The organism is Pseudomonas sp. LBUM1669 (genome assembly GCF_059695705.1).
On sequence record NZ_CP166784.1, the window covers coordinates 2,572,701 to 2,594,622 of the forward strand.

Consider the following 21,922-nt stretch of genomic DNA (forward strand, 5'->3'; position numbering starts at 1 on the left):
CATGAACGCCTCGCAACGTGGTTTTACCTTGATCGAAGTCGTGGTGACGCTGGCCCTGATCGGCCTGCTGGCCGGCATGGCCGCGCCGCTGACCGAGACCGTGGTGCGCCGGGGCAAAGAACAGGAATTGCGCACGGCGCTGTACCAGATCCGCGACGCCATCGACGCCTACAAACGCGCCTTCGATGCCGGCTACATCGAGAAGTCGCTGAACAGCAGCGGCTATCCACCGAACCTGCAAGTGCTGGTGGAAGGCGTGCGTGATGTGCGCAGCGCCAAGGGTGCCAAGTTCTACTTTTTACGGCGCGTGCCCCATGACCCGCTGACGCCGGTCAAGCGTGACGACGACGGTGGCTGGGGCTTGCGCTCCTACGACAGCACGGCTCAAAACCCGCGGGAGGGCGTAGACGTCTTCGACGTTTACTCCCATGCACGCGGCAAGGGTCTCAACGGCATCGCGTACAAGGAGTGGTGAATCATGCGTCGGGAAAAGGGTTTTACCCTACTGGAACTGATGGTGGTCATGGCAATCATCGCGACCCTGATGACCATCGCCTTGCCACGCTATTTCAACAGCCTCGAGGCCTCGAAAGAAACCACACTGCGCCAGAGCCTGTCGGCCATGCGCGAGGCTCTGGATCACTACTACGGCGACACCGGACGCTATCCCGATTCCCTGGAACAATTGGTGGAGCAGCGTTACCTGCGCAACCCGCCGATGGACCCGATTTCCGAACGCAAGGACCTCTGGGTGCTGGTCGCGCCGCCTGACGGCGTACCGGGCGGGGTCGCCGATATCAAAAGCGGTGCCACAGGGAGGGCGCGTGATGGCAGCCTTTATTCCGAGTGGTAAGCCCGCCAACGAGGCCGGGTTCACTTACCTGGGCGTGCTCTTCCTGATCATGTTGATGGGCATGGGCCTGGCCAGTGCCGGCGAATTGTGGTCGACCGCCTCGCGCCGTGACCGTGAGCGCCAGTTGCTCTGGGTCGGCACCCAATACGCCCAGGCGTTGCGCAGTTATTACCGCAGTTCGCCGGGCCTGGCGCAGTACCCGAAAGAGCTTGAAGACCTGTTGCAGGACGAGCGTTTTCCTAACGCCAAACACCATATTCGCCAGTTGTACCCGGACCCGATCGGTGGCGGTGAATGGACGCTGATGCGCGGTTTCGACGGACGCATCACAGGCATCAACAGCCCCTCTACGGACACGCCGCTGAAGCAGTCGGACTTTCCCAGCCAGTGGTCGGATTTCACCGGCATGGCGAGCTACAAGGACTGGCAGTTTGTGGCCGAGAAGGCCTTCCTGGATGGCGCTTCGGGCCCGGCGAAAAACCAGTCCTCCACGCCTCAGGCACTGGAACGGTGATGCCTTGAACAGACACTGGCTGCCGGCCTTGATCCTGGCGTGTGTAGCGTCCTTCGCTAGTGCCGGCGAGGAGGACGAGATGCTGGGCTTTATCGTCGATGACACGATTTCGCACATCGGCCACGACTTTTACTACTCGTTCAGTGAACGCTTGCGCGCCACCAGCCCGATGGATTTCAACCTGGTGGTACGCGAACGACCTTCGGCGCGCTGGGGCAGCCTGGTGACCGTGGAATATCAGCAGCGACTGGTTTATCGGCGCTTCCTGCCGCCGAACACCGTGGAACTCAAGGACGAGGCTTATGACGCCGCCGACTGGGTTCGCGGGCAGATTGTTCAGCGCAAGCTGGAAGCCTTGTTACAGGACACTACGGACCTTGAGAGGGACGAATTATGAAAACGAAAACTGTCTCACGGAACCTCGGGCTCTGGTTGATCGGGCTGGGAAGTTGCAGCCTGGTGCAGGCCACGGAGCTGGTTTACACGCCCATCAACCCCTCGTTCGGCGGCAACCCGTTGAACGGTACCTGGTTGCTGAACAACGCCCAGGCGCAAAACGATTACGACGATCCTGACCTGAAAAACCGCACGTCGGTGGCCGGGACTTCGGCCCTCGAACGCTTCACCAGCCAGTTGCAATCACGGCTGCTGGGGCAGTTGCTGGACAACATCTCCACGGGCAATACCGGGAGCCTGTCTACCGATGCTTTTATCGTCAACGTCGTCGACGACTCGGGCGCACTGACCATTGAAGTGACCGACCGAGCGACCGGTGAAATTTCGGAAATCCAGGTGAATGGCCTCGCCCCTTGACGGGGATTCGGGTCGATGGGGAGAGACGGACATGAAAAAAATAATTGCGCTGGGGCTGATGTTGGCGGCATTGCAAGGGTGTAGTTTGCGCGAGAACGTGGGTGCCGAGCAGGACACCGAATCACCGACCCTGACACCTCGGGCGTCGACCTATTACGACTTGATCAACATGCCGCGACCCAAGGGCCGGTTGATGGCGGTGGTGTACGGCTTCCGGGATCAGACCGGGCAGTACAAACCGACCCCGGCCAGTTCGTTTTCGACCAGCGTGACCCAGGGCGCGGCGAGCATGTTGATGGATGCGTTGCAGGCCAGTGGCTGGTTTGTGGTGCTGGAACGTGAAGGGCTGCAGAACTTGCTGACCGAGCGCAAGATCATCCGCGCCTCGCAGAAGAAGGCCAATACGCCGGTGAACATCCAGGGTGAACTGCCACCGCTGCAAGCGGCGAACATGATGCTCGAAGGCGGGATCATCGCCTACGACACCAATGTGCGCAGTGGCGGGGAAGGGGCGCGCTACTTGGGGATCGATATTTCCCGGGAGTATCGGGTCGATCAGGTCACGGTCAACTTGCGGGCAGTGGATGTGCGCAGTGGTCAGGTGTTGGCCAACGTCATGACCAGCAAGACGATTTACTCCGTGGGCCGCAGTGCCGGGGTGTTCAAGTTTATCGAGTTCAAGAAGTTGCTAGAGGCTGAGGTGGGTTACACCACCAACGAGCCGGCGCAGTTGTGTGTGTTGTCGGCGATCGAGGCGGCCGTCGGGCACCTTTTGGCCCAGGGGATCGAACGGCGTTTGTGGCAGGTGGCGGGGGATAATTCTTCACCTGACAACAATGCGACGCTGGATCGTTATCTGACTCAGAACAAGGTTGTGCCGGAGGGTGAGGAAGAGTGAGCCGAGGCGGCCTTCGGGCCGACCTGGTTCTTGTTGACTGAGTACATATCCATTGCTGCGGTAACGGCTGCTTATGGTTTCGCCCTTACGGCGACTCCCTTTGGCAAACGCCCCAAAGGAAGCAAAGGTCTTCGCCCCAACGTCCGGCCCCTCGCCTAGGCTCGGCGTACCCTCGCTCCGGCATTCATCTGGGGGCATCGCCTCCGGTCGGCTTCGCTTCGACCTCCTCTCGATGTGTGCGGCTTCGCCGCACGGCGCTACGCGCCCCCCCCCCAGATGAACGCCTCCACTCGGCCTCCCGAAGGGGCGGGTAGATCAAGAGCAGGCGAGCTAACGCTCGGCCTAATGAGTGGTGAGAAGCGGATGGTGCACGCTGATCCCTGTAGGAGCGAGGCTTGCCCGCGAAGGCGGCCTGACAGCCGACCATTTTCTTGCGGGTGTACACAGAACTTTGTGGGAGCGGGCTTGCCCGCGATGGCGGCCTGACAGCCGACCCATATTTTGCTGATGTACCCAATTTTATTGTGGGAGTGAGCCTGCTCGCGATGGCGGCGTATCAGCCAACATCAATGCTGAATGACACACCGCCTTCGCTAGCAGGCTCACTCCCACAGGGGGATATGTGTGTGGATTTGAGGGGTGTGTTTAATAGTGTTTAGAGTTACTTCCTGAAAGCTACAGATCCTTGCGCCGTTGCCTACGACTGCGCCAGAATCCGCCGGCTTGTGCGCTTTGGCCCTGGTCTTTATCGTTTCCGTATCGCTGCCAATCAGCGGTCGGGTTTAGCGACTCGGATCATTCAAAGTGCATCAGTGCTCCAGACTTTTTAGCAGGCTTTTACATCTGCAATTTCGTCATGGTGACTGTGTGCGGGAGACCTTCGGGTCTACCGGGTGCCTTTGACCGGTTCGCTAACCTGCATACAGTCGCCACCCTTACTTGTTTAGCGACGGGTTTTGGTGGCGCTAGTTACCAAAGGAGATTCACCATGTTCAAAGCCACACCCAATCCCCCGCAATCCGACGACGTTTCCCCCTACGATCCCCTCGATCCCAAAAAGCTCAACGAAGCTGCCGACCGTGCGCTGGATCACTATCTCAATCCGCTGAAAAACGCGATCCCACCACGCAAGCCCAGCACCATTTACCTCATCGCCCCGGATATCGACTCCGAAACCCTGTTGGTCAACGCTTGCGAATCTCTGGCCTCGGCCAGTGTGATGGCGAGTGATTTCGCAAGCCAGTTGCAAGGCCCGCAACGGAACACAATGCTCGCCCTTCAGCAAATCATCATGCTGGGCGAGCTGGCGGTGAACCGAGCGCTGGATAACATTGATCCGCAGGCGTAAACGCTAAGTCTGTGGTGAGAGGGTTTCTGTGGCGAGGGAGCTTGCTCCCGCTCGGCGGCGAAGCCGTCGTAAAACCGGTGAATGCGGTGTGTCAGTGGACATGTGGTTGCTGGGTTTGGGTCTGCTGCGCAGCCCAGCGGGAGCAAGCTCCCTCGCCACAGTTTGAGTTCATCAGATGGGCCGCGTAATCGTTCGAAAGCGGCTTGTCAGGCATCCAATTCGCCACAGACGTACCGAAAAAAAAACGCGACCCTCCCCCAAGGGCCGCGGTTTTTATGCCTCGCGATTACTGCTGCAACACAGTCGCCCGGTTGTCACTGCCCAACTGCTGGACAGTCGCCATCTGGGTCACGCCACTCTGATCAACACTGGCCGTGTTCCCGGTACCCCCTTGAGTCACATACGCCACGTTCATGGTGTCAGCCTGTTTGACGGTAATCATGTTGTCGCTGCCATACAGTTGCGTGGTGAACGCCTGGTTGCCCGTGCCGGACTGGTCGAACTCGGTGGTGTTGCCCGTGCCGTTGGTGGTGCCCTGGGCCAGGTTGGTGGTGCCGCGCTGGTCGGCGATCAGGATGTTGTCGCTGCCGTTCTGGTCGAAGTACAGCTCGTTGTAGGAATCGGCCTGGCTGATGGTGGTTTTGTTGCCTGTGCCGGTCTGGTTGGTGGTCATGATGTGGCCGACGCCATCCTGGTTGAAGCTGGCGATGTTGCCGTTGCCCGCCTGGGTGACGGTCGCGCGCTGGTTGCTGCCGAATTGGCCGCCCAGTTGCGGGCCTTTCCAGTTGCTGGCGTAGACCTTGTTTTCGGTACCCACGGAGGTGGCGTTCAGCACATGGCTGTCGCCGCTCTGGTAGGTGAAGTGCACGTTGCCGGTGCCTTGCTGGTACAGCGCGAGCACCGAGCCGACGGAGTCGAACTGGTCGGCGTAGATGGCGTTGACGTCGCCGACTTGCAGGACCTGGGCGTTGTTGTTTTGGCCGAAGCTCTGGTCGACCACGGTTTCGTTGGTTTGTCCGTACTGGTTGACGGTGGCTTCGCTGGCGGTTTGCCCGCCTTGCCAGACTTCCGTGGCGTTGAAGTCGCCGAACTGGTTGATGGTCACGACGCCGCCATTGCCGTCGCGCTGGTCGCCATACGCATAGTTGCCTTCGCCGGCCTGGTTGATGCCGATCTCGCCGCCCATGTGCGCGATCTGTTCGGCGGTGCCGTAGTTGGCGGTGCCGTACTGGATGATCGTCGCGTTGTTGGCGATGCCCAGTTGAATCTGCTCGATATTGGCCTCGTTGGCGTCACCGAACTGGAAGGTCTGGCCTTTGGTGGCTTCCTGGCTGTCCTGATAGAGGAAAGAGAAGTTGCCACTGCCCGCCTGTTGTTGCAGCGCCTGGTTTTCGCCCATGCCGATCGACTGGCTGGCATGGCTGGTGTTGAGGCTGCCGACCTGTTGCTGGACGATGGTGCTGCCGTTCTCGAACAGTTGCTCACCGTAACTGGCGTTGAAGTCGCCGACCTGATCCTGGGTGATGGTGCCGGTGGCGGTGTCTTGCACCGCCATGGCATCGTTACCCTGGCCGAGTTGCTGTTGGGCTGCGGTACTGAACGGGGCCGCGGTCTGTTTCACTTCGGCAATGTTTGCGGTGCCGACCTGATCCTGGGTGGAAACGCTGTCGTCGGCCATCGCCTGGGCACTGACAATGACCAGTATGGCGGCGGTGAGGGGCGTCAGTTTGAACATGATGAAACCTCCAAGTGGTGCAGTGCTTTAGCGATATTGTTTGACCGAAACGCTCATGCCATTTCCCGACTGGGTCACGGCGCTTGAAAGCCCCGTACCGGCCTGGTCGATGCTGGCGTCGTTGTTATTGCCGTTCTGGGAAATCTGCGCGCGGTTGTGGCTGCCGTTTTGCGTGATTGAGGCGGCGTTGCCGGAACCTTGCTGGGTGATCATTGCCATGAGGTCGCTGCCTTGTTGCAGGATCCAGGCTTCCTGGTTACTGCCCGACTGGACGATGGTGCCGAGCAACGACTGGCCGTTCTGTTGCACCAGCGCCACGTTGGCCTGGCCGTTCTGGTCGATCAGCGCGTGCTGGCCAACCGGTGGAGGCAATTCGCCGAGGTCGGCGGAGGGTGCCAGGTCGTCGTTCTCCATCAAATCGTCGGCGCGCACGCCGACACTGCTGCAAAGCAGAAGCAGGCAGAGCAGGGCGGCGGTCGGCGTTTTCATGGCGTTGTCCTGTGGGAAGAGGCCGGCCCCACCCACCGAATCGGCGGGTGGGGCGAGGGCTCAGTTGGCGATGACCGTCACGGTACGCACGGTGCCTTGGGACGAGCGGATGGTCGCCGTTGGATTAGCCGACGGGATCACCGTGGTGCTGTTGTTCACCGTCAACCGCCAGCGACCGGTCACCGGCACCGTGGTGGTGCCCAGGGTGACCAGCCCGGTCGGGGTGGTGACCTGCACGGTGATGGTGTTGCCGGTGATCACCGATGAGGTGCCCGCAAAGTCCCAGGTGAAGCGGTTATTGGAGCGGGCCGATACCGTGGCGCCGGTCACTGTGAAAGTTTCCGCAGCAGGCCGTGGCGAGACTTGCACCGTGACCGTCGCCGGTGTCGACAGGGCGCCGAAGCTGTCCCGGGCGACGTAGGTGAAGGTCGTGGTGAAGGCCGTGGTGACCGTGGCCGGTGGGGTGTAGGTGATGACGGTGCCGTTGGAACTGACGGAGCCGCGATTGGTTGCCGGTTGGGTCAGGCTGGCGACGGCGAGCGGCACGTTGCCTTCCGGATCGGTGTCGTTGGCCAGCACGTTGATCGGTATCGCCACGCCCAGGGTCGCGATGCTGTCGGCGACGGCCACTGGAGGCTGGTTCGGCGCCACGGTGATGGTCACGGTCGCCGGAGCGGTCGAGGCCAGGCCTTTGACGTCTTGAGCCTTGTAGGTGAAGGTCGTGGTCAGCGGCGCATTGACCACAGCCGGTGGGGTATAGACCACCGCCGTGCTGCCGCTCAATGCCACGGTGCCTTGCCCGGCAGCCGGTTGGGTCAGCGCGGTGATGCTCAGCGGCGTGTTGCCGTCGGGATCACTGTCGTTGGCCAGCAGGTTGAGGGTGATCGGCACGCCGAAGCTGGTGTTGCCGGTGTCGGCGACCGAGAGCGGCGCCTGGTTCTCACCGGTATCCGGCGCAGTCCCGACCACTACGACCAGCTCGGTATCACTGCCGCCTGCGGCCGATTTGACCGTGACGGTAGCCGGTGGCTGAGTCAGATCTGCAATGGTCAGTCGTTGCAGGGTGCCGGACTTCGACAGGCGTCCGTATCCCTGCGCGACCATGTCTGGCACTGCCACTTCATCGGTGGAGGTGGCCTCGATCAGCAGGCTGTGATTGCTCCAGTTGTAGCGAGCAGTCTGGATTTTCACCAGGTCAGTGAGCTTGCTCGACACCGCCGTCGGCCGGGTGGTGCCGGCCGGGTTGGTGGCGGTGACCACCACCACCGGAGGCACGGTGGTACCCGTCAGGCGTTGGCCGAAGAACTGGCCATTGTTGTCGCCGAGCATGTTGGTCAGGCAAGGGCTCTGCGGTGGTCCGACCACCAGAGCCACGGTTTCGCGGAAGCACAGGCTCGAACCGTTGGTCGATTTGCCAAACACTTCTACCCGGGTACTGCTGTTGCCCGGGCCTGACGAGGTGCGGCGGTAAGTGGCGCGGCCGATTTCCACCGGGGTTTGCGCCCGGTTGTCGAGGACTTTGCCGGACACGGTAAAGAGGGTGGTCTGGATGGTCCCGGCAGGCCCCTGCACACGCAGGAAGTTGTTATTGAACGGGCTGCCGGTGACCGCTTCGGTGAGGTTCGGATCGCCGACGAAAGTCTCGATGGATCCTGTGTCCGGATTCACTTCAGTGTAGGGGCCGTTGACGCTGCGCAGGAATGGCCCGACCTCCCCGTTGAGGGCACCCGAGAAGTTGCCCGGTACGCCGATGCCGATGTCGCGGGTGATGTTGATCGCCCGACGGCCCGGTGTGGTGACGTTGACCGTTTCCACGCCATACGGGTGGGTGATGGTGTAGGTCCCGGCGACAGGCACGTTCACCCGCAGACGAATCCGCGCGAAGCTTGCCTGATCGCCGTCGACAGGGTTTTCCGCAGCGAAGGCCGCTTCGATGCCGGCCACGTAGGCATCCACGCCATAGCCTCCGACATCGGCGATGGTGGTTTCGGCGAGGTACCAGAACGCTTCCGGTGGCCAGTTATCCGGAAACACCATCGGCAGGGTGTCGTCGAAAACCCCGGGTTCCGGATTGAGGATGCACATGTAGGAAGGCGCGCCCGGTGCCCCAGGCGACCGTGAGCTGGTTGCCCGCGACTGGCACAGTTCCAGCGACAGCAGATTGTTGTCCTGATACCACATCGGGAATTTCCCGGTGGCGAAGGTGTAAGGGCCGGGGTCGACGGCATTGAGCTGCGCGAAAGCGCTGCCGGACAGCGATAAAGTCAGTCCCAAGGCGTTGAGCGCCAGGCGTGGCAATTTGTTCATGATGCCTCCTGATGAGGATCCGGGCATGTGTGCGTTCATTGCACGATGACCACTTCTTCGATGTCGCTGCCGCCATTGGATGACGTCACTCGAACCTTGGCTGGTGGAATCGGCGAGATGCCGGTCGCCAGGGATTTCACTGCGCCATCGCCACTCAGGGCGCCGATGGCGACACCGGTGCCGGTGGTGGCGGTGAGTACCGGTGGCGAGGTTTCATCGCTGGTCGAAGCCACTACCGTGATTTGCGCGGTGCTCAAGCTGTACTGGGCGGTCTGGATTACCACCAGGTCCGTCAGTGGCATTGACAGCGTGGTCGGGGTGCTGCTGGGAATGGCCAGGTGGTTGTCGGCTGTCACCACCAGGTTGCTGGGTAATGTCGGGTTGGTTGAGGACTGGGCGTACCAGTGGCCGGAGGTATCAGCCTCGGTCAGGTGCAGCGCCGGGCTGTTGCTGTCCAGGGTCACGGTGGCCGGAGGCGGCGGGGCCATGACGAACACGTCCTGCTGCGCCACGGGTGCGCTTTCACCGGCCTTGCGCGAGTAAGTGCTGCGCTCGGTGATCATTGGAGTTGGCCGGACCACGGTCGACAACTTGCCGGAAATGGCCATGACCGTTGTGCGCAAGTCCAGACCGTTAGGCCCTTCGATGCGGATGTAGTTGGTATTGAAAGGACTGCCGGTGAAGGCTTCTTCCAGATTCGGATCGCCAACGAATCGCTCGGCCGCCCCGGTGACCGGGTTGGTTTCGGTGTAGGGGCCGTTGACGCTGCGCAGGAATGGGCCGATGTCACTCTTGAGGGCGCCGTCGTAGGTTTTCGGCGTGCCGATGCCGATGTCGCGGGTCATGTTGATGGCGCGAGTTCCACCGGCGGGAACGTCAAAGATGTCGACGCCGTAGGGGTGCGTGATGGTGTAGACACCGGCCGTGGGCACGTCCACCCGAATGCGGATGCGGCCAAAACTGACCTGGTCGCCTTCTACCGGTTCTTCAGCGGCGAAGGCGGCTTCCACGGCGCTGACATAGGTCAGGTCGATGCCCCGTGCGGCATCGACGATTGCTCCGTCGCCGGTAAACCAGAACGCCTCATCGGGAAAGTTGCTCGGGAAAACGATCGGCTGCGTGTCGTCGAAAACGCCGGGGGTCGCCCCCAGCAGGCACATGTACGAGGGAGCGCCGGGAGCACTCGGGACTCGCGAACTGAGCGCCTTGGACAGGCATATATCAAGGGTTCGACCATGGGAGTCCTGATACCAGGCGGCGAACGAGCCGTTGGCGGGTACATAGGGGCCGGGGTCGACGGCAAACAGCGCTGCCAGGGCAACACTTTGGGCGAGAGCGCTGACGACCAGGGCGGCCGCCGTTTTGGACAGTAAAGGGTGCATGAGTATTCCCTCTATCAGAGTACCTGCCCCGTAGGGATGGGTCAGTTGTGTGGGTTTTGGCAACTTCCATACCAATCTTTCAAAACGCCCGGCAGAGGCCCGCAGTGAAGGCGTGGAGCGCGCAAACGGTTTCACGGGGCTGAGGGTGGAAGCGGGCGACTGTCCCCAGCATTGGGGGTAGATGGGGGCAGTGGGGTATGCGGGGAATCGGTGGGGGGGACAACACCCGATTCCGGGCAAACATCGAGCAGTGGGCTATAACCCTATAGGGAGTTTCCGGGAACAACGTCCATGACCAGTCAGACCACAACCCTCCAGAAAGAAGAGGGCGATATCCGCCTGAGCTCGCGCAATCAGTCGTTCAATCTGCTGCGCTGGTTCTCGCTTATCAGCATGGCGGTGATCGGCACGGTGGCCGTGGCACTGGGGGCGGTGTCCACGCGTTTCGTGGTTACCGAAAGCGTGCAGCGCGATGCGTTGCTCACGTCTCAGTTCATCCAGGCGATTGCCTCGGCCGAGGTGCGCCATGTCTCGATCCCCAACGTGCGGACCATGGGCGAATTGCTGGATCCGCGCAAAGACCGGGACTTCCCTGACGTTGACCCACTGGCCCGAGCCAGTGCCCGTGGCGAATTCCTCGACCATATCGAGCACTTGCCGGACGTGATCCTGGCCAACATTTATGCCCCTGACCGCATGGTGATCTGGTCCACCAACCCGGCGCTGATGGGCACCACGATCCATGCCGACGACGATCTGGACCAGGCCTTTTCCTCGAAGACTCCGGTTTCAGCCAGCTATCACAGCATCGACAAAAGCCGCATGGAGCAGAAGTTCGTCACGTCACCGAACTACATCTTCATTGAGAACTACATTCCACTGTTCGATGCCGATGGCGATACGGTCACGGCGATGGTCGAGATCTACAAGGAACCCAAGGACCTGATCGACCGCATGGAGCGCGGGCTGGTGCTGATCTGGCTGGCCACGGCCCTGGGCGGCGGACTGATTTATCTGGGGCTGTACTGGATCGTGAGGAGGGCGGCGATCCTGCTGGCGGAGCAGCAAAAACAATTGATCACCAACGAAACCTTCGTCGCGCTCGGGGAGATGTCCTCAGCGGTTGCCCATAGCCTGCGCAACCCGTTGGCGACCATCCGTTCCAGCGCCGAACTGGCCCTGGAATTCGACAGTGGCCCGGCCCATAAAAACATCAACGACATCATCGGTCAGGTGGATCGCATGTCTAAGTGGGTCAGGGAATTGCTGCAGTCGCTACGCCCGCTCAACGACGAGGCCGAGCCGGTGAACCTGGTGGCGGCGTTGCATGACAGCCTCATGGCCTTCGAGTATCAGATTGCCAAGGCCGGGGTGCAGGTGGTGTTCGAGCCGAAAGAGACGCCAATGGTGTTGAGCCAGCAGGTGCAGCTCACACAGATCCTCAACAGTTTGCTGGCCAATGCCCTGGAAGCGATGGACCGGGGCGGTACGCTGACCATCACCCTGGAGCCGACCGATACGCGGGGGATTTGCGTTGTCGTGAGCGACACCGGCAAGGGCATGAACGAAGAACAGCGCAGCATGGCGTTCCGGCCTTTCTTCACCACCAAGCAAGGCGGACTGGGTGTCGGGCTGGTGCTGGTGAAACGGATCATGGAGCGTTTTGGCGGCGCGGTGACACTCGGTAGTCGGGAAGGCGAGGGCACGAGTGTCCGCCTGTCGTTCAAGCGGATTCCCTGAAACCGGGTGTGAACTTTCCCCGTTACCGGGTGTCAAGCCCCAGTCGTTTTGCCAGGTCATGGCATATTGATGCTGATAAGCCATTGTTTTATTTGTCGTTAATACTTTTGTATAAAACTGTTACAAATTTGGCGAGGTCCTTGCAACTCCACCACTACCCCCTTCACGACTTCGAGGCGGCTGGTGATGGACAGAAAAGCGCGGTTCTCCTTCAAATGGTTCGGCCTGATAACGCCTCTAAGCGTCCTTCTGACAATGACACTGGGCACAGCGACTCTGCGTGCCAGCCCCATCGATGACGAACGAGAGCCCGAGCCGAACGATCCTTCGAGGTATTACGACGAACCGGCTGACGAAGCGGCGGCGTTGAGCGCCATCTTGACCATGCCCGAGGCCAACAAGGATTCCTTCGATTTGCCCGATGGCGTCAAAGGCAGCCGCGACACGACGCGTCAGGAAAACGTCCTGCCGCCGACGGTGCAGACCAGTTTCAATTACCCCACCAATGGCAAGCCGAGCCCGCTGTTCGGCGCTCAGCCGTTCACTCAGCAATTGTTGCTGTTCGAAGAGTTCGGCCCGGAAAAACTCGACCCCACCACACCGGCGGCGCCGTTGGGCTTTCCACCGGCGGCCGTTGGCCCGTTGCCACAGCAGGACCCCACCAACGCAGCGCGCAGTGCGCCACCGAGCGCGGCGCTCGACGCCTTTATGCGTCAACCGGGGCTGACGCCGTTCCCCAGCCAGTTCTCGAACGTGGTGGACCGCAACCCCTGGCAGGCGCAGATCGAGTATTTTCTCAACCGCCATATCGGTTCTTCTGCTGAAGGTCGTCCGCCAGGAAAAGGCTGGTCGCATCAGCGCTGGAACGAGTTCTACCCGCAAACGGCCTACAAAACCGTGCAAACCGGGGCGAGGCTCAACAGCGGCTGGCGTGACAGCCATCAAATGCACGGCTATGCGCTGGGTGAGTTCGGCCCCGGTGGCCTCTACCACAACGTCGCCGGTGTGCCGGCCACGGATGGCACGGCCAAAGGCGTCGACCCGCGTTTTCACCCGAGTATGCCGGTGCAGAACCACAACTCAGTCTGGACCTTCGACGGCACCTTGCCGCCAAAACTGCTGATGGTGCGTTACGGTCAGCCGGTGCTGATGCGCCATTACAACGGTCTGCCGATCGACCCGTCGGCCAACATGGGCTTCGGCCTGCACACCATCAGCACCCATGAACACAACGGTCACGCACCGGCGGAAAGCGACGGCTATGCCAACGCTTTTTTCTTCCCGGGGCAGTATTACGACTATCGCTGGCCGATCCAGTTGGCCGGTTACGACAGCATCAACACCGACGCCCATGATCCGCGCGCGGCGTTCCCTTGCTCGCCGGGGGAAACCCTGTGGACCAACGACGTCAGCCCCAGTCGCAAGACCTGCGACCACGGCACCATCAAGATTCGCGGCGACTGGCGCGAAACCATGAGCACCCACTGGTTCCACGACCACATGCTCGATTTCACCGCGCAGAACGTCTACAAGGGCAACGCGGCGATGATGAATTACTACAGCGCCCTGGACCGTGGCAACGAATCGGTGAACGACGGCGTCAACCTGCGTCTCCCCAGCGGCAGCGCGCTGCCGTGGGGCAACCGCGACTACGACGTCAACCTGGTGTTCGCCGACAAGGCCTGGGATCAGGCCGGGCAGCTGTGGTTCAACCCCTTCAACACCGACGGCTTCCTCGGTGACCAGGTGCTGGTCAACTGGCAGTGGAAACCGACGCTGGACGTTCGCGCCCGCAGCTATCGGTTCCGCATCCTCAACGGCTCGGTGTCGCGGTACTTCAAGTTCGCCATTGTCCGTGAGGTAAAGGGCAGCAGCGGCGAGTTTCCCGGCCCGAAAAACTCCGGTGTGTCCTATGCCCGCGTGCCGTTCCACATGATTGCCAACGACGGCAACATCATGGAACACAGCGTGCCGTTCGACGGCACCATGGACCTGGATGCCGACGGCGATAAACAGAATCACAACGCGATCCTTCCGACCCAGGGCATCGCCGAGCGCTTCGACATCCTCGTCAACTTCGCGAAAAACGGCATCAAGCCTGGTGACAAGGTGTTCGTGGTCAACCTGCTGGTGCATGACGACGGCAAAGGCCCGAAAGAACCTGTGCCATTGGTCGATGTGCTGTCGCAGAAATACCTGGCGGTGATCAAGCCATCGAGCAAGGGACCGCAGTGGGACAAGGGTGATCCGGGCGTGGGCAAGGTCTTGCAACTGAACGTCAAGGCTTACACCGGTCAGGACCTGGCCATGGACCCGGCGGCCTACGAACCGGCCAAGCCGGGTAAAGCCGAGGGACTGGTGATGATCCCGCTGAAAATCCATCGCGACAATGCGGCCGACAAGGTTCTGCTGGCCCAGGCGCGCCACCGCACCTTCACCTTCGGCCGTTCCGACGGCACCGATGAAGCGCCGTGGACGGTCAAGACCGATGGCGGTTTCGGCTTCCACATGGACCCGCGACGCTTGAACACCGCGACCAAACTGGCCAGCGGCCCGACCGATGCCGGTGTCAGCGGTTTCGGCACCCTGGAAGTGTGGAACATCAAGGCCGGCGGTATCGGCTGGAGCCATCCGGTGCATGTGCACTTCGAGGAGGGCATCATCCTCAGCCGCGGCGGCAAGGCACCACCGGAATGGGAAAAATGGGCACGCAAGGACGTGTACCGCATCGGCTCGGAAAAGGATGGCCTGGACAGCGTCGAGGTGGCGATCAACTTCCGCGAATTTGCCGGGACGTACATGGAGCACTGTCACAACACTCAGCATGAAGACAACTCGATGCTGCTGCGCTGGGACATTGAGAAGCCCGGGCAATTCCAGTTGATGCCGACACCGCTGCCGAGCTGGGATGGGGTGCGCTACGTCAACTCTGCCGCGCTGCCAACCTTCCGCAATGGCGATGGTTTCGGCCCTAAAGTGGTGGTCAAGCCATGAAGAGGAGGGGAGCCGACACACCAGCGCATACGCCGCGCTCCCGCGCCTTGGGCATGCACCTGATTCTGGTCCTGGTGACCTGTTTGTTGGCCAGTCAGGTGCTGCTCGCTCACGAAGGGGTGCTGTCGCCGACGGAATCGGCGACACCCTGGGGCGGCGATTACTTCCCCAACACCCTGCTGACCGATCAGGACGGTCGGCAGGTGCGTTTCTTCGATGACCTGATCAAGGACAAGGTGGTGGTGATCAATTTCATATTTACTTCGTGCAGCGACTCCTGCCCGCTGGAAACCGCGCGCCTGCGTCAGGTGCAGAAGTTGCTGGGGGACAGGGTCGGGAAGGACGTCTTCTTCTACTCCATCAGCATTGATCCGCTCAGCGACACGCCCGATGCCCAACTTGCGCCTGGATGAGAACGCTGCGCAATCAATTATGGGGTTTTTGCAGGAAGAAACTGAGCGCCAGCAGCCGCTGCAGGCGGCGCAAGTGCAATAGCGGCGAAATACTATCAGTGCAGCCGTCAACCACGATCAATGCGACCTACACTGATCCGAGACTCAACTGAAAAGGCTTGATGCAAGCATTCTGGACAATACCCATGCAGATACTGAAACAACAAAAAGTACCTGCGCCGGACTCATCGGCAGCAGAAGGCCAGGGTCGAAGTGGACAGTTCAATCTGCTGCGCTGGTTTTCCCTGGGCAGTTTTTTCATCATCGCCGCCGTGGCGCTGGGGTTGGGTTATGTGTCCACGCGTTTTGTTGTCGAAGAGAGCGTCGAGCGGGACTCCTTGCTCACTGCGCAATTCATCCAGGCCATCGGTGACGGGGAAATTCGTCATGCCGGCATCACGCCCACTAGAACCATGGGCGAGATGCTCGATCCGCGCGATGACAACGCCTATCCCGACGTCGACCCGGGTGCCCGTGCCGCTGCCCGCATTGAGTTTCTCGATCACGTCGAACACTTGCCGGACTCGCTGCTGGCGGTGGTGTACGCCTTGGATCGCACGGTGGTCTGGTCGACCAATCCACAGATGATCGGCATGCGCGTCGAAGGCGATGAAGAACTGGACGAATCCTTTGAAATGAAAGAACCGGTCTCCACTAGCTATCACCAGATCGACGAGGAGCGTCCCGAACAGATGCTGTTGCGCGAGCCCAAGTACCTGTTCATCGAGAACTACATCCCGATGTTCAATGCCGACAAGAGCAAAGTCATCGCCATGGTCGAGATCTACAAGGAACCGGCGGACCTTGTGGCGCGCATCCAGCGTGGCTTCAAGGCGATCTGGCTGGCGACCCTGCTCGGCGGCCTGGTCATCTACCTTGGGCTGTTCTGGATCGTGCGGCGTGCGTCGATGTTGCTGCAGAGCCAGCAAAAGCAATTGATCACTAACGAGACCTTTGTCGCCTTGGGGGAAATGTCCTCGGCCGTCGCCCACAGCTTGCGCAATCCGCTGGCGAACATACGCTCCAGCGCCGAACTGGCCCAGGAAATCGCCAGCCAGAGTGCGCAGAAGAACATCGGCGACATCATCAACCAGGTCGATCGCATGTCACGCTGGGTCCGGGAGCTGCTGGTGTCGTTGCGGCCCATGAACGACGATTTCGAACCGGTGGACCTGGTGCTGGCCATCGATGACACCCTGAGCGCTTTCGATGCGCTGATCCGACGCTCGAACGTGGAGGTGCGCTTTACACCGCAGACCTGCCCCCCGGTCGTCAGTCAACAGGTGCTGCTGACCCAGATTCTCAATAGCCTGTTTGCCAACGCCCTGGAGGCCATGCCCAAGGGCGGCATGCTCAGCGTCGATATTGAACAGCCCCGGTCGGGACAGGTGCGGATGACCTTGGGTGATACCGGCAAAGGCATGACCAAGCAGCAGCAACAGATGGTCTTCAAGCCGTTTTTCACCACCAAACAGGGAGGGTTGGGCGTTGGCCTGGCCCTCGTCAAACGAATAATGGAGCGTTTCGAAGGCTCGGTCGAACTGACCAGCCAGGAGCAGGAAGGAACCCGCGTTTGTCTCAATTTTAAAGTGGCAACCGGAGGGGAATATGGAGCACAGCATACTGCTGGTCGAGGATGATGAACTCCTGGCCGAGAATATTCAGACCTACCTGGAGCGCAAAGACTTCGAGGTGACGGTCTGCCACTCGGCTGAAGAGGCGTTAGATAAACTGGGTACGTTCACCCCGGATGTGGTGTTGACCGACAACTCGCTGCCGGGCATGAGCGGTCACGACCTGATCCAGAAGCTGCGCATCAGCGCGCCGGATCTGAAAGTGATCATGATGACCGGCTACGGCAACGTCGAAGATGCCGTGGTGGCGATGAAAGAGGGCGCTTTTCATTACGTCACCAAACCGGTGGCCTTGCCGGAGCTCAAGCTGCTGCTGGACAAGGCCCTGGCCACTGATCGAATGGAGCGCACGCTGTCGTTTTATCAAGAGCGCGAGGCGCAGAAGTCAGGCGTACAGGCATTGATCGGCGAGTCGGCTCCGATGCACTACTTGAAAAACACCATCGCCCAGTTGCTCGACGCCGAGCGGCGCATGGCCAACGCCGACCTGCCGCCTGTTCTGGTGGAAGGCGAAACCGGTACCGGCAAGGAACTGGTGGCCCGGGCGCTGCACTTTGACGGCCCGCGCGCAAAGGGCCCATTCATCGAATTCAACTGCGCGTCTATCCCGTCCAACCTGGTGGAATCGGAACTGTTCGGCCACGAGAAGGGCGCCTTCACCGACGCCAAGGACCGTCGTACCGGTCTGGTCGAAGCAGCCGATGGCGGCACGTTGTTTCTCGATGAAGTCGGGGAAATGGACCTGCTGCTGCAAGCCAAGCTGCTGAAGCTGCTGGAAGACCGGACCATCCGCCGCGTGGGCTCGGTCAAGGAGCGCAAGGTCGATTTGCGGGTGATCAGCGCGACCAACTGCAACCTTGAACAAATGGTGCAACAGGGCAAGTTTCGTCGTGACCTGTTCTTCCGTTTGCGCATTATTTCGATCAAGGTGCCGCGTCTGTATGCCCGTGGCGAAGACATCTTGTTGCTGGCCCGGCACTTCCTGGCGATCCACGGCAAACGCTATGGCAAGCCGAACCTGCATTTCAGCGATCAGGCTGAAGAGTTGCTGCTCAGCTACAGTTGGCCGGGCAACGTGCGCGAATTACGCAACATGCTCGAACAAACCGTGCTGTTGGCGCAGAGCGATACGATTGCTTCCCATCAGCTCAATGTCTGCCTGAGCCTGGTGGATGATCCTCAAATGTTTCAGCAGGAGCCGCAGCACCATGAGCCGCGTCCGGTCTACAACGGCACCGAGTCGATGAACCTGCCGGAAGTCGAGCGCGACATGGTGCGCAAGATGCTCGACAAGACCGACTGGAACGTCACCAAGTCCGCACGCTTGCTGGGCCTGAGCCGCGACATGCTGCGTTACCGGATCGAGAAACTCGGTCTCGCGCGCCCGGACAAACGTCAGTGGTGAGTCTTGTTGCAGCCTTCACTGCAACGTAGCCCCCTGACGGATGAGGCATTCGAGCACGCACGTGGGGTCTAGGATTTCTTCGTTGACGTAGACACCGCGTTCCGCATCGTAGGAACGGATGAAGACTCGAACGGACGCATCCGCGACGGTCGGCAATCGTGAGTCGGAGAAGTCATGCTGGCTGGCAATCGGGATGAAGTCCCGAGGCGCTGTCGGGATGTACGACCGAGGTGGCACGGAGCTCAGGGAGGGTGGCACCGGGTGGGCGAAGGGCTGGTCGGCGCCGTAATAATTGAACTCACTGCTGTAGTCAGTGGTGGGTGTCAGGGTATCGTCCGCCTGGGCGCCGGTGATGGCGGTCAGACTGAGGGCGAACAACAGCGTCAGATCAGTTTTTTTCATGGCAACACCTGCGAAATCGGTTTTCCCGCACTTCCCCAAGGCCATTAACTATAGCTGCCCTACGGGCACGCGTTCGCGATGCCCGGATTACAACATTCCAACAAACACCCAATGGGGTTTTTCAGCACCCTGATCTAGACTCGTGCCGGTCGACAAAGACCCGGATTCTGGAGTGTGCAATGGAAATGCCGACCAAAGAAAATGCCATCGCCAGCAACCGCGATGCCTGGAACGACTCCGCCCGACACCACAAGGATGCCCCCGATTGGCAGGCCCTGGTGAAGGCGGTCAGTCATCGCGATTTTTGCTGCATCGATGACACACTTCGCGGTGTGCTGGAGCAGGTCGGCGTCGATGGCAAGGACGTGGTGCAACTGGGCTGCAACAACGGGCGGGAGAGTATTTCGCTGTTTGCGCTGGGGGCTCGCAGCGTGGTGGGCGTCGACCAGTCCGAGGCGTTTCTCGAACAGGCGCGGGAACTGGCGTCCCGCTCGCCGCATGAGCCCGAATTCATCGAGGCCGACATTCATCACCTGCCGGCTGAACTGCATGACCGCTTCGACGTGGCGCTGATCACCATCGGCGTCTTGAACTGGATGCCCGACATCGGCGAATTCTTCCACCATGTCGCGCAGACCCTCAAGCCCGGCGGTGCGTTGGTGGTGTACGAAACCCACCCCTTCCTGGAAATGGTCGATCCCGAGGCCGCGGATCCCTATCGTCTGGACAGCTCATACTTTCGCAGCGAGCCGTTCGTGCAGGACCAGCCGATCGTCTACGAAGGCAAAGTCGACCAGCAAGCCGCGTCGTCCTACTGGTTCGTCCACACTCTGGGCGCCATCTTCACCGGTGCCATCGAGGCGGGGCTGCAGATCAGCCACTTCAAGGAGTACCCGCATTCCAACCGCGAGGACCTCTATGACCGGTATGAGCGGCAGCCGGCGCAGATGCCGTTGTGTTTTACGTGGGTGGGGGTGAAGCGAGCAGCCTAGCCAGAACAATCTCTCAAAGTACCGAGTGATTTATCGAATGACCTGGCTGCGCACAGAGATCAATGCCGAGGGCATGGATGACCTTCAAAACTGTATCAAAGCGTGGTTTTGCACCTGGCGCGAAAGCCTTGTACAGGCTTTCGCGGCCCATACCTGAATCTCTGGCTATCTGTGTCATTCCGCGCGCTTTCACCACGTAGCCGATAGCACGAAGAAATTCCTCGTTATCGCCATCTGCGAGTACTTGTGAAAGATACTCGCTAATGGCTTCGTCACTGTCCAGCAGCGCCGCCATGTCAAAAGCAGTCAAAGTCTGGCTCATGTTAAAACCTCCTTTGCCAATTCTTTCGCCCGCCTGATATCGGCGGTTTACGAAGATTTATCACCACCAGCCAAAAGCACAATGACGACACTGTTTCGCAAAGTGAAGTAGACCCGATAGCCGGCACCGACGTCCACGCGCATTTCGGAAACGCCATCTCCCACCGGCTTGATATCATCCAGGTTACCTGCAGAGGCACGATCAATGCGACGAGCGATAGCAACCTTCGCCCGCAAGTCAAGAACTGAGGTATGCGATGCCACGAAGATCTAGTTTGTTGAACAATATAATTCATTGCTCAAATGTATCCACTTGGATACGAATGAGCAGTCAGGCGCTTCCTTCACTACGGATGGCTTTTCCCAGAGATGTGTGGGACGTATCACGCTCTCGCGAGCGAAATCACCCGGTCCTCCTGTAGTTGATCGTCGTGGAAATCAAAATCGGTGTGCGCTGGAGATCCACTGTGGGAGCGGGCTTGCTCGCGATAGCTATCTGTCAGTCACCTCAATGCTGCATGTGCCACCGCTATCGCGAGCAGGCTCACTCCCACATTGGATCGTCGTCGAACACAAAATTCGCATGCGCTGAAGATCTACTGTAGGAGCGAGCCTGCTCGCGAAAGCTATCTGTCAGTCACCTCAATCCTGTATGTGCCACCGCTATCGCGAGCAGGCTCACTTCCACATTGGATCGTCGGCGAACACAAAATTCGCATGCGCTGAAGATCCACTGTAGGAGCGAGCCTGCTCGCGAAAGCTATCTGTCAGTCACCTCAATGCTGTATGTGCCACCGCTATCGCGAGCAGGCTCACTCCCCACATTTGAATCCCGTCGAGCACAAAATCTGTGTGTTCTGGAGATCTCCTGTAGGAGCGAGGCTTGCCCGCGAAGGCCGCGACTCGGTCTCTGGTCCGGTAATCAGGCGTTCGCCGCTCCCGTCACCACCGGCCGTCCCGGTTTGCGCAGCGGATCCAGGCGTGAGCCGGTGTAGCGGGTTTCGCGGTAGAAGCGCCAGCGGCCGAACAGGCCGTAGACGTGGGTGACGCGACCCTGTTCGTGGTAGCCCATGCGGATGTGCAGCTTCAGGGCCGGGATGTTGTGGGTTTCGCAGACGTCCACCACCTTGTTGCAGCCTTTGGCCGCCATTGCCGCCCAGAGGTTTACCTGAGCATCCACCGACAGGCTGGTGCCGAAGTAGGGGCGGGTCATTTCGCCGCCGAACTCGAAGAACTCACCAGGTTTGACCGGGAACCAGCAGCCGTAATAGTGACGGTCGTGGTAGTCGCGGATGCTGCCCCAGATGAACGCAACAGCGTGGTCTTCTTCGTCCAGATACATGTGCCCGGTGTGACCCTCGGTGGCGAGTTCGGCCATGGTCTCGACGCGGTCACCAAAATGCTTGCCAAAGGCCGTGGCGTTTTCCTTGGTGATGGTCACCAGGCGCAGACCCGAATAGGGACGCAATTTGTGCGGCGGTACCGGGCTGATCAGGTCGCGTTCCATCCATAAAAGCTCCCAGTGGAAGAACACGTAGCGTTTCCACAGCGTGTTGAACGTGCGGCTCAAGCCCTTTTGTTTTATGCGTTCGCGAAGCTTTTCGATGATGCTCATGACGCTCTCCTTAGCCAAGGCCAGGGTG

General features: G+C 60.3%; 19 protein-coding genes and 2 pseudogenes. 13 read left to right on the top strand and 8 right to left on the bottom strand.

Annotation, left to right across the window (positions count from 1 at the left end; genetic code table 11):
• Position 1: 1 nt before the first annotated feature.
• The 7 genes from ACA051_RS11975 to ACA051_RS12005 all read left to right on the top strand — a co-directional run bounded on the left by ACA051_RS11975 (position 2) and on the right by ACA051_RS12005 (position 4,426).
• A complete protein-coding gene (locus ACA051_RS11975) occupies positions 2-475 on the top strand; it encodes a type II secretion system protein (protein WP_497374898.1) in 474 nt (157 codons plus the stop codon).
• Positions 476-478: 3 nt separating this feature from the next.
• On the top strand, positions 479-853 hold the full coding sequence (locus ACA051_RS11980) for a type II secretion system protein (RefSeq protein WP_042932745.1): 375 nt from the start codon (positions 479-481) through the stop codon (positions 851-853).
• Complete coding sequence (locus ACA051_RS11985; RefSeq protein ID WP_497309967.1) at positions 828-1,367, top strand: type II secretion system protein; 540 nt, start codon at positions 828-830, stop codon at positions 1,365-1,367. Before ACA051_RS11980 ends, ACA051_RS11985 begins: the two co-directional genes overlap by 26 nt.
• A gap of 4 nt (positions 1,368-1,371) precedes the next feature.
• Positions 1,372-1,764, top strand: coding sequence for a curli production assembly/transport protein CsgE (gene csgE, locus ACA051_RS11990; protein WP_497309969.1), 393 nt, complete (start codon positions 1,372-1,374; stop codon positions 1,762-1,764).
• Positions 1,761-2,180, top strand: coding sequence for a curli assembly protein CsgF (locus ACA051_RS11995; RefSeq protein ID WP_403105729.1), 420 nt, complete (start codon positions 1,761-1,763; stop codon positions 2,178-2,180). Before csgE ends, ACA051_RS11995 begins: the two co-directional genes overlap by 4 nt.
• A gap of 31 nt (positions 2,181-2,211) precedes the next feature.
• Positions 2,212-3,078, top strand: coding sequence for a CsgG/HfaB family protein (locus ACA051_RS12000; protein WP_497309971.1), 867 nt, complete (start codon positions 2,212-2,214; stop codon positions 3,076-3,078).
• A 988-nt stretch (positions 3,079-4,066) separates the two neighbouring features.
• Positions 4,067-4,426 (top strand): DUF6124 family protein, encoded by a 360-nt coding sequence (locus tag ACA051_RS12005; protein ID WP_497374899.1) that lies wholly within the window; start codon positions 4,067-4,069, stop codon positions 4,424-4,426.
• A 286-nt stretch (positions 4,427-4,712) separates the two neighbouring features.
• Here ACA051_RS12005 and ACA051_RS12010 read toward each other — a convergent pair whose 3' ends face one another.
• Genes ACA051_RS12010 through ACA051_RS12025 form a run of 4 tightly spaced genes read right to left on the bottom strand, consistent with a single transcriptional unit; the run spans position 4,713 to position 10,339 of the window.
• A complete protein-coding gene (locus ACA051_RS12010; protein ID WP_497374900.1) occupies positions 4,713-6,161 on the bottom strand; it encodes a curlin in 1,449 nt (482 codons plus the stop codon).
• 27 nt (positions 6,162-6,188) lie between these two features.
• A complete protein-coding gene (locus ACA051_RS12015) occupies positions 6,189-6,650 on the bottom strand; it encodes a curlin (protein ID WP_497374901.1) in 462 nt (153 codons plus the stop codon).
• Between the two features lie 60 nt (positions 6,651-6,710).
• On the bottom strand, positions 6,711-8,957 hold the full coding sequence (locus tag ACA051_RS12020) for an Ig-like domain-containing protein (protein ID WP_497374903.1): 2,247 nt from the start codon (positions 8,955-8,957) through the stop codon (positions 6,711-6,713).
• 35 nt (positions 8,958-8,992) lie between these two features.
• The gene (locus ACA051_RS12025; RefSeq protein WP_497374905.1) at positions 8,993-10,339 is read right to left on the bottom strand and encodes a hypothetical protein; all 1,347 of its coding nucleotides are present in this window, start codon (positions 10,337-10,339) and stop codon (positions 8,993-8,995) included.
• Positions 10,340-10,630: 291 nt separating this feature from the next.
• Between ACA051_RS12025 and ACA051_RS12030 the strand changes: the two genes are divergently transcribed.
• The 5 genes and pseudogenes from ACA051_RS12030 to ACA051_RS12050 all read left to right on the top strand — a co-directional run bounded on the left by ACA051_RS12030 (position 10,631) and on the right by ACA051_RS12050 (position 18,564).
• On the top strand, positions 10,631-12,079 hold the full coding sequence (locus ACA051_RS12030; protein WP_497309985.1) for a sensor histidine kinase: 1,449 nt from the start codon (positions 10,631-10,633) through the stop codon (positions 12,077-12,079).
• 186 nt (positions 12,080-12,265) lie between these two features.
• Positions 12,266-15,073: a multicopper oxidase domain-containing protein gene (locus tag ACA051_RS12035; protein ID WP_497374907.1), complete on the top strand. Its 2,808-nt coding sequence runs from the start codon at positions 12,266-12,268 to the stop codon at positions 15,071-15,073.
• A pseudogene (locus ACA051_RS12040) lies at positions 15,070-15,465 on the top strand (SCO family protein); the annotation flags it as partial. The gene ACA051_RS12035 and the pseudogene ACA051_RS12040, both read left to right, overlap by 4 nt.
• A 206-nt stretch (positions 15,466-15,671) precedes the next feature.
• Positions 15,672-17,165 carry a sensor histidine kinase gene (locus ACA051_RS12045; protein WP_497309989.1) on the top strand — a complete coding sequence of 498 codons (1,494 nt, stop codon included), beginning with the start codon at positions 15,672-15,674 and terminating at the stop codon, positions 17,163-17,165.
• Positions 17,134-18,564, top strand: coding sequence for a sigma-54-dependent transcriptional regulator (locus tag ACA051_RS12050; protein WP_497309991.1), 1,431 nt, complete (start codon positions 17,134-17,136; stop codon positions 18,562-18,564). Before ACA051_RS12045 ends, ACA051_RS12050 begins: the two co-directional genes overlap by 32 nt.
• Positions 18,565-18,579: 15 nt before the next feature.
• Here ACA051_RS12050 and ACA051_RS12055 read toward each other — a convergent pair whose 3' ends face one another.
• Positions 18,580-18,966, bottom strand: coding sequence for a hypothetical protein (locus ACA051_RS12055; protein WP_497309993.1), 387 nt, complete (start codon positions 18,964-18,966; stop codon positions 18,580-18,582).
• 179 nt (positions 18,967-19,145) lie between these two features.
• Here ACA051_RS12055 and ACA051_RS12060 point away from each other — a divergent pair, with 179 nt between their 5' ends.
• A complete protein-coding gene (locus ACA051_RS12060) occupies positions 19,146-19,958 on the top strand; it encodes a class I SAM-dependent methyltransferase (RefSeq protein WP_497374909.1) in 813 nt (270 codons plus the stop codon).
• A 13-nt stretch (positions 19,959-19,971) separates the two neighbouring features.
• Here ACA051_RS12060 and ACA051_RS12065 read toward each other — a convergent pair whose 3' ends face one another.
• The 3 genes and pseudogenes from ACA051_RS12065 to ACA051_RS12075 all read right to left on the bottom strand — a co-directional run bounded on the left by ACA051_RS12065 (position 19,972) and on the right by ACA051_RS12075 (position 21,894).
• Positions 19,972-20,280, bottom strand: coding sequence for an addiction module antidote protein (locus ACA051_RS12065; RefSeq protein ID WP_497309997.1), 309 nt, complete (start codon positions 20,278-20,280; stop codon positions 19,972-19,974).
• 47 nt (positions 20,281-20,327) lie between these two features.
• Positions 20,328-20,575 (bottom strand): annotated as a pseudogene (locus ACA051_RS12070) (type II toxin-antitoxin system RelE/ParE family toxin).
• 626 nt (positions 20,576-21,201) lie between these two features.
• On the bottom strand, positions 21,202-21,894 hold the full coding sequence (locus ACA051_RS12075) for an N-acetyltransferase (RefSeq protein ID WP_497374911.1): 693 nt from the start codon (positions 21,892-21,894) through the stop codon (positions 21,202-21,204).
• Positions 21,895-21,922: the final 28 nt, after the last annotated feature.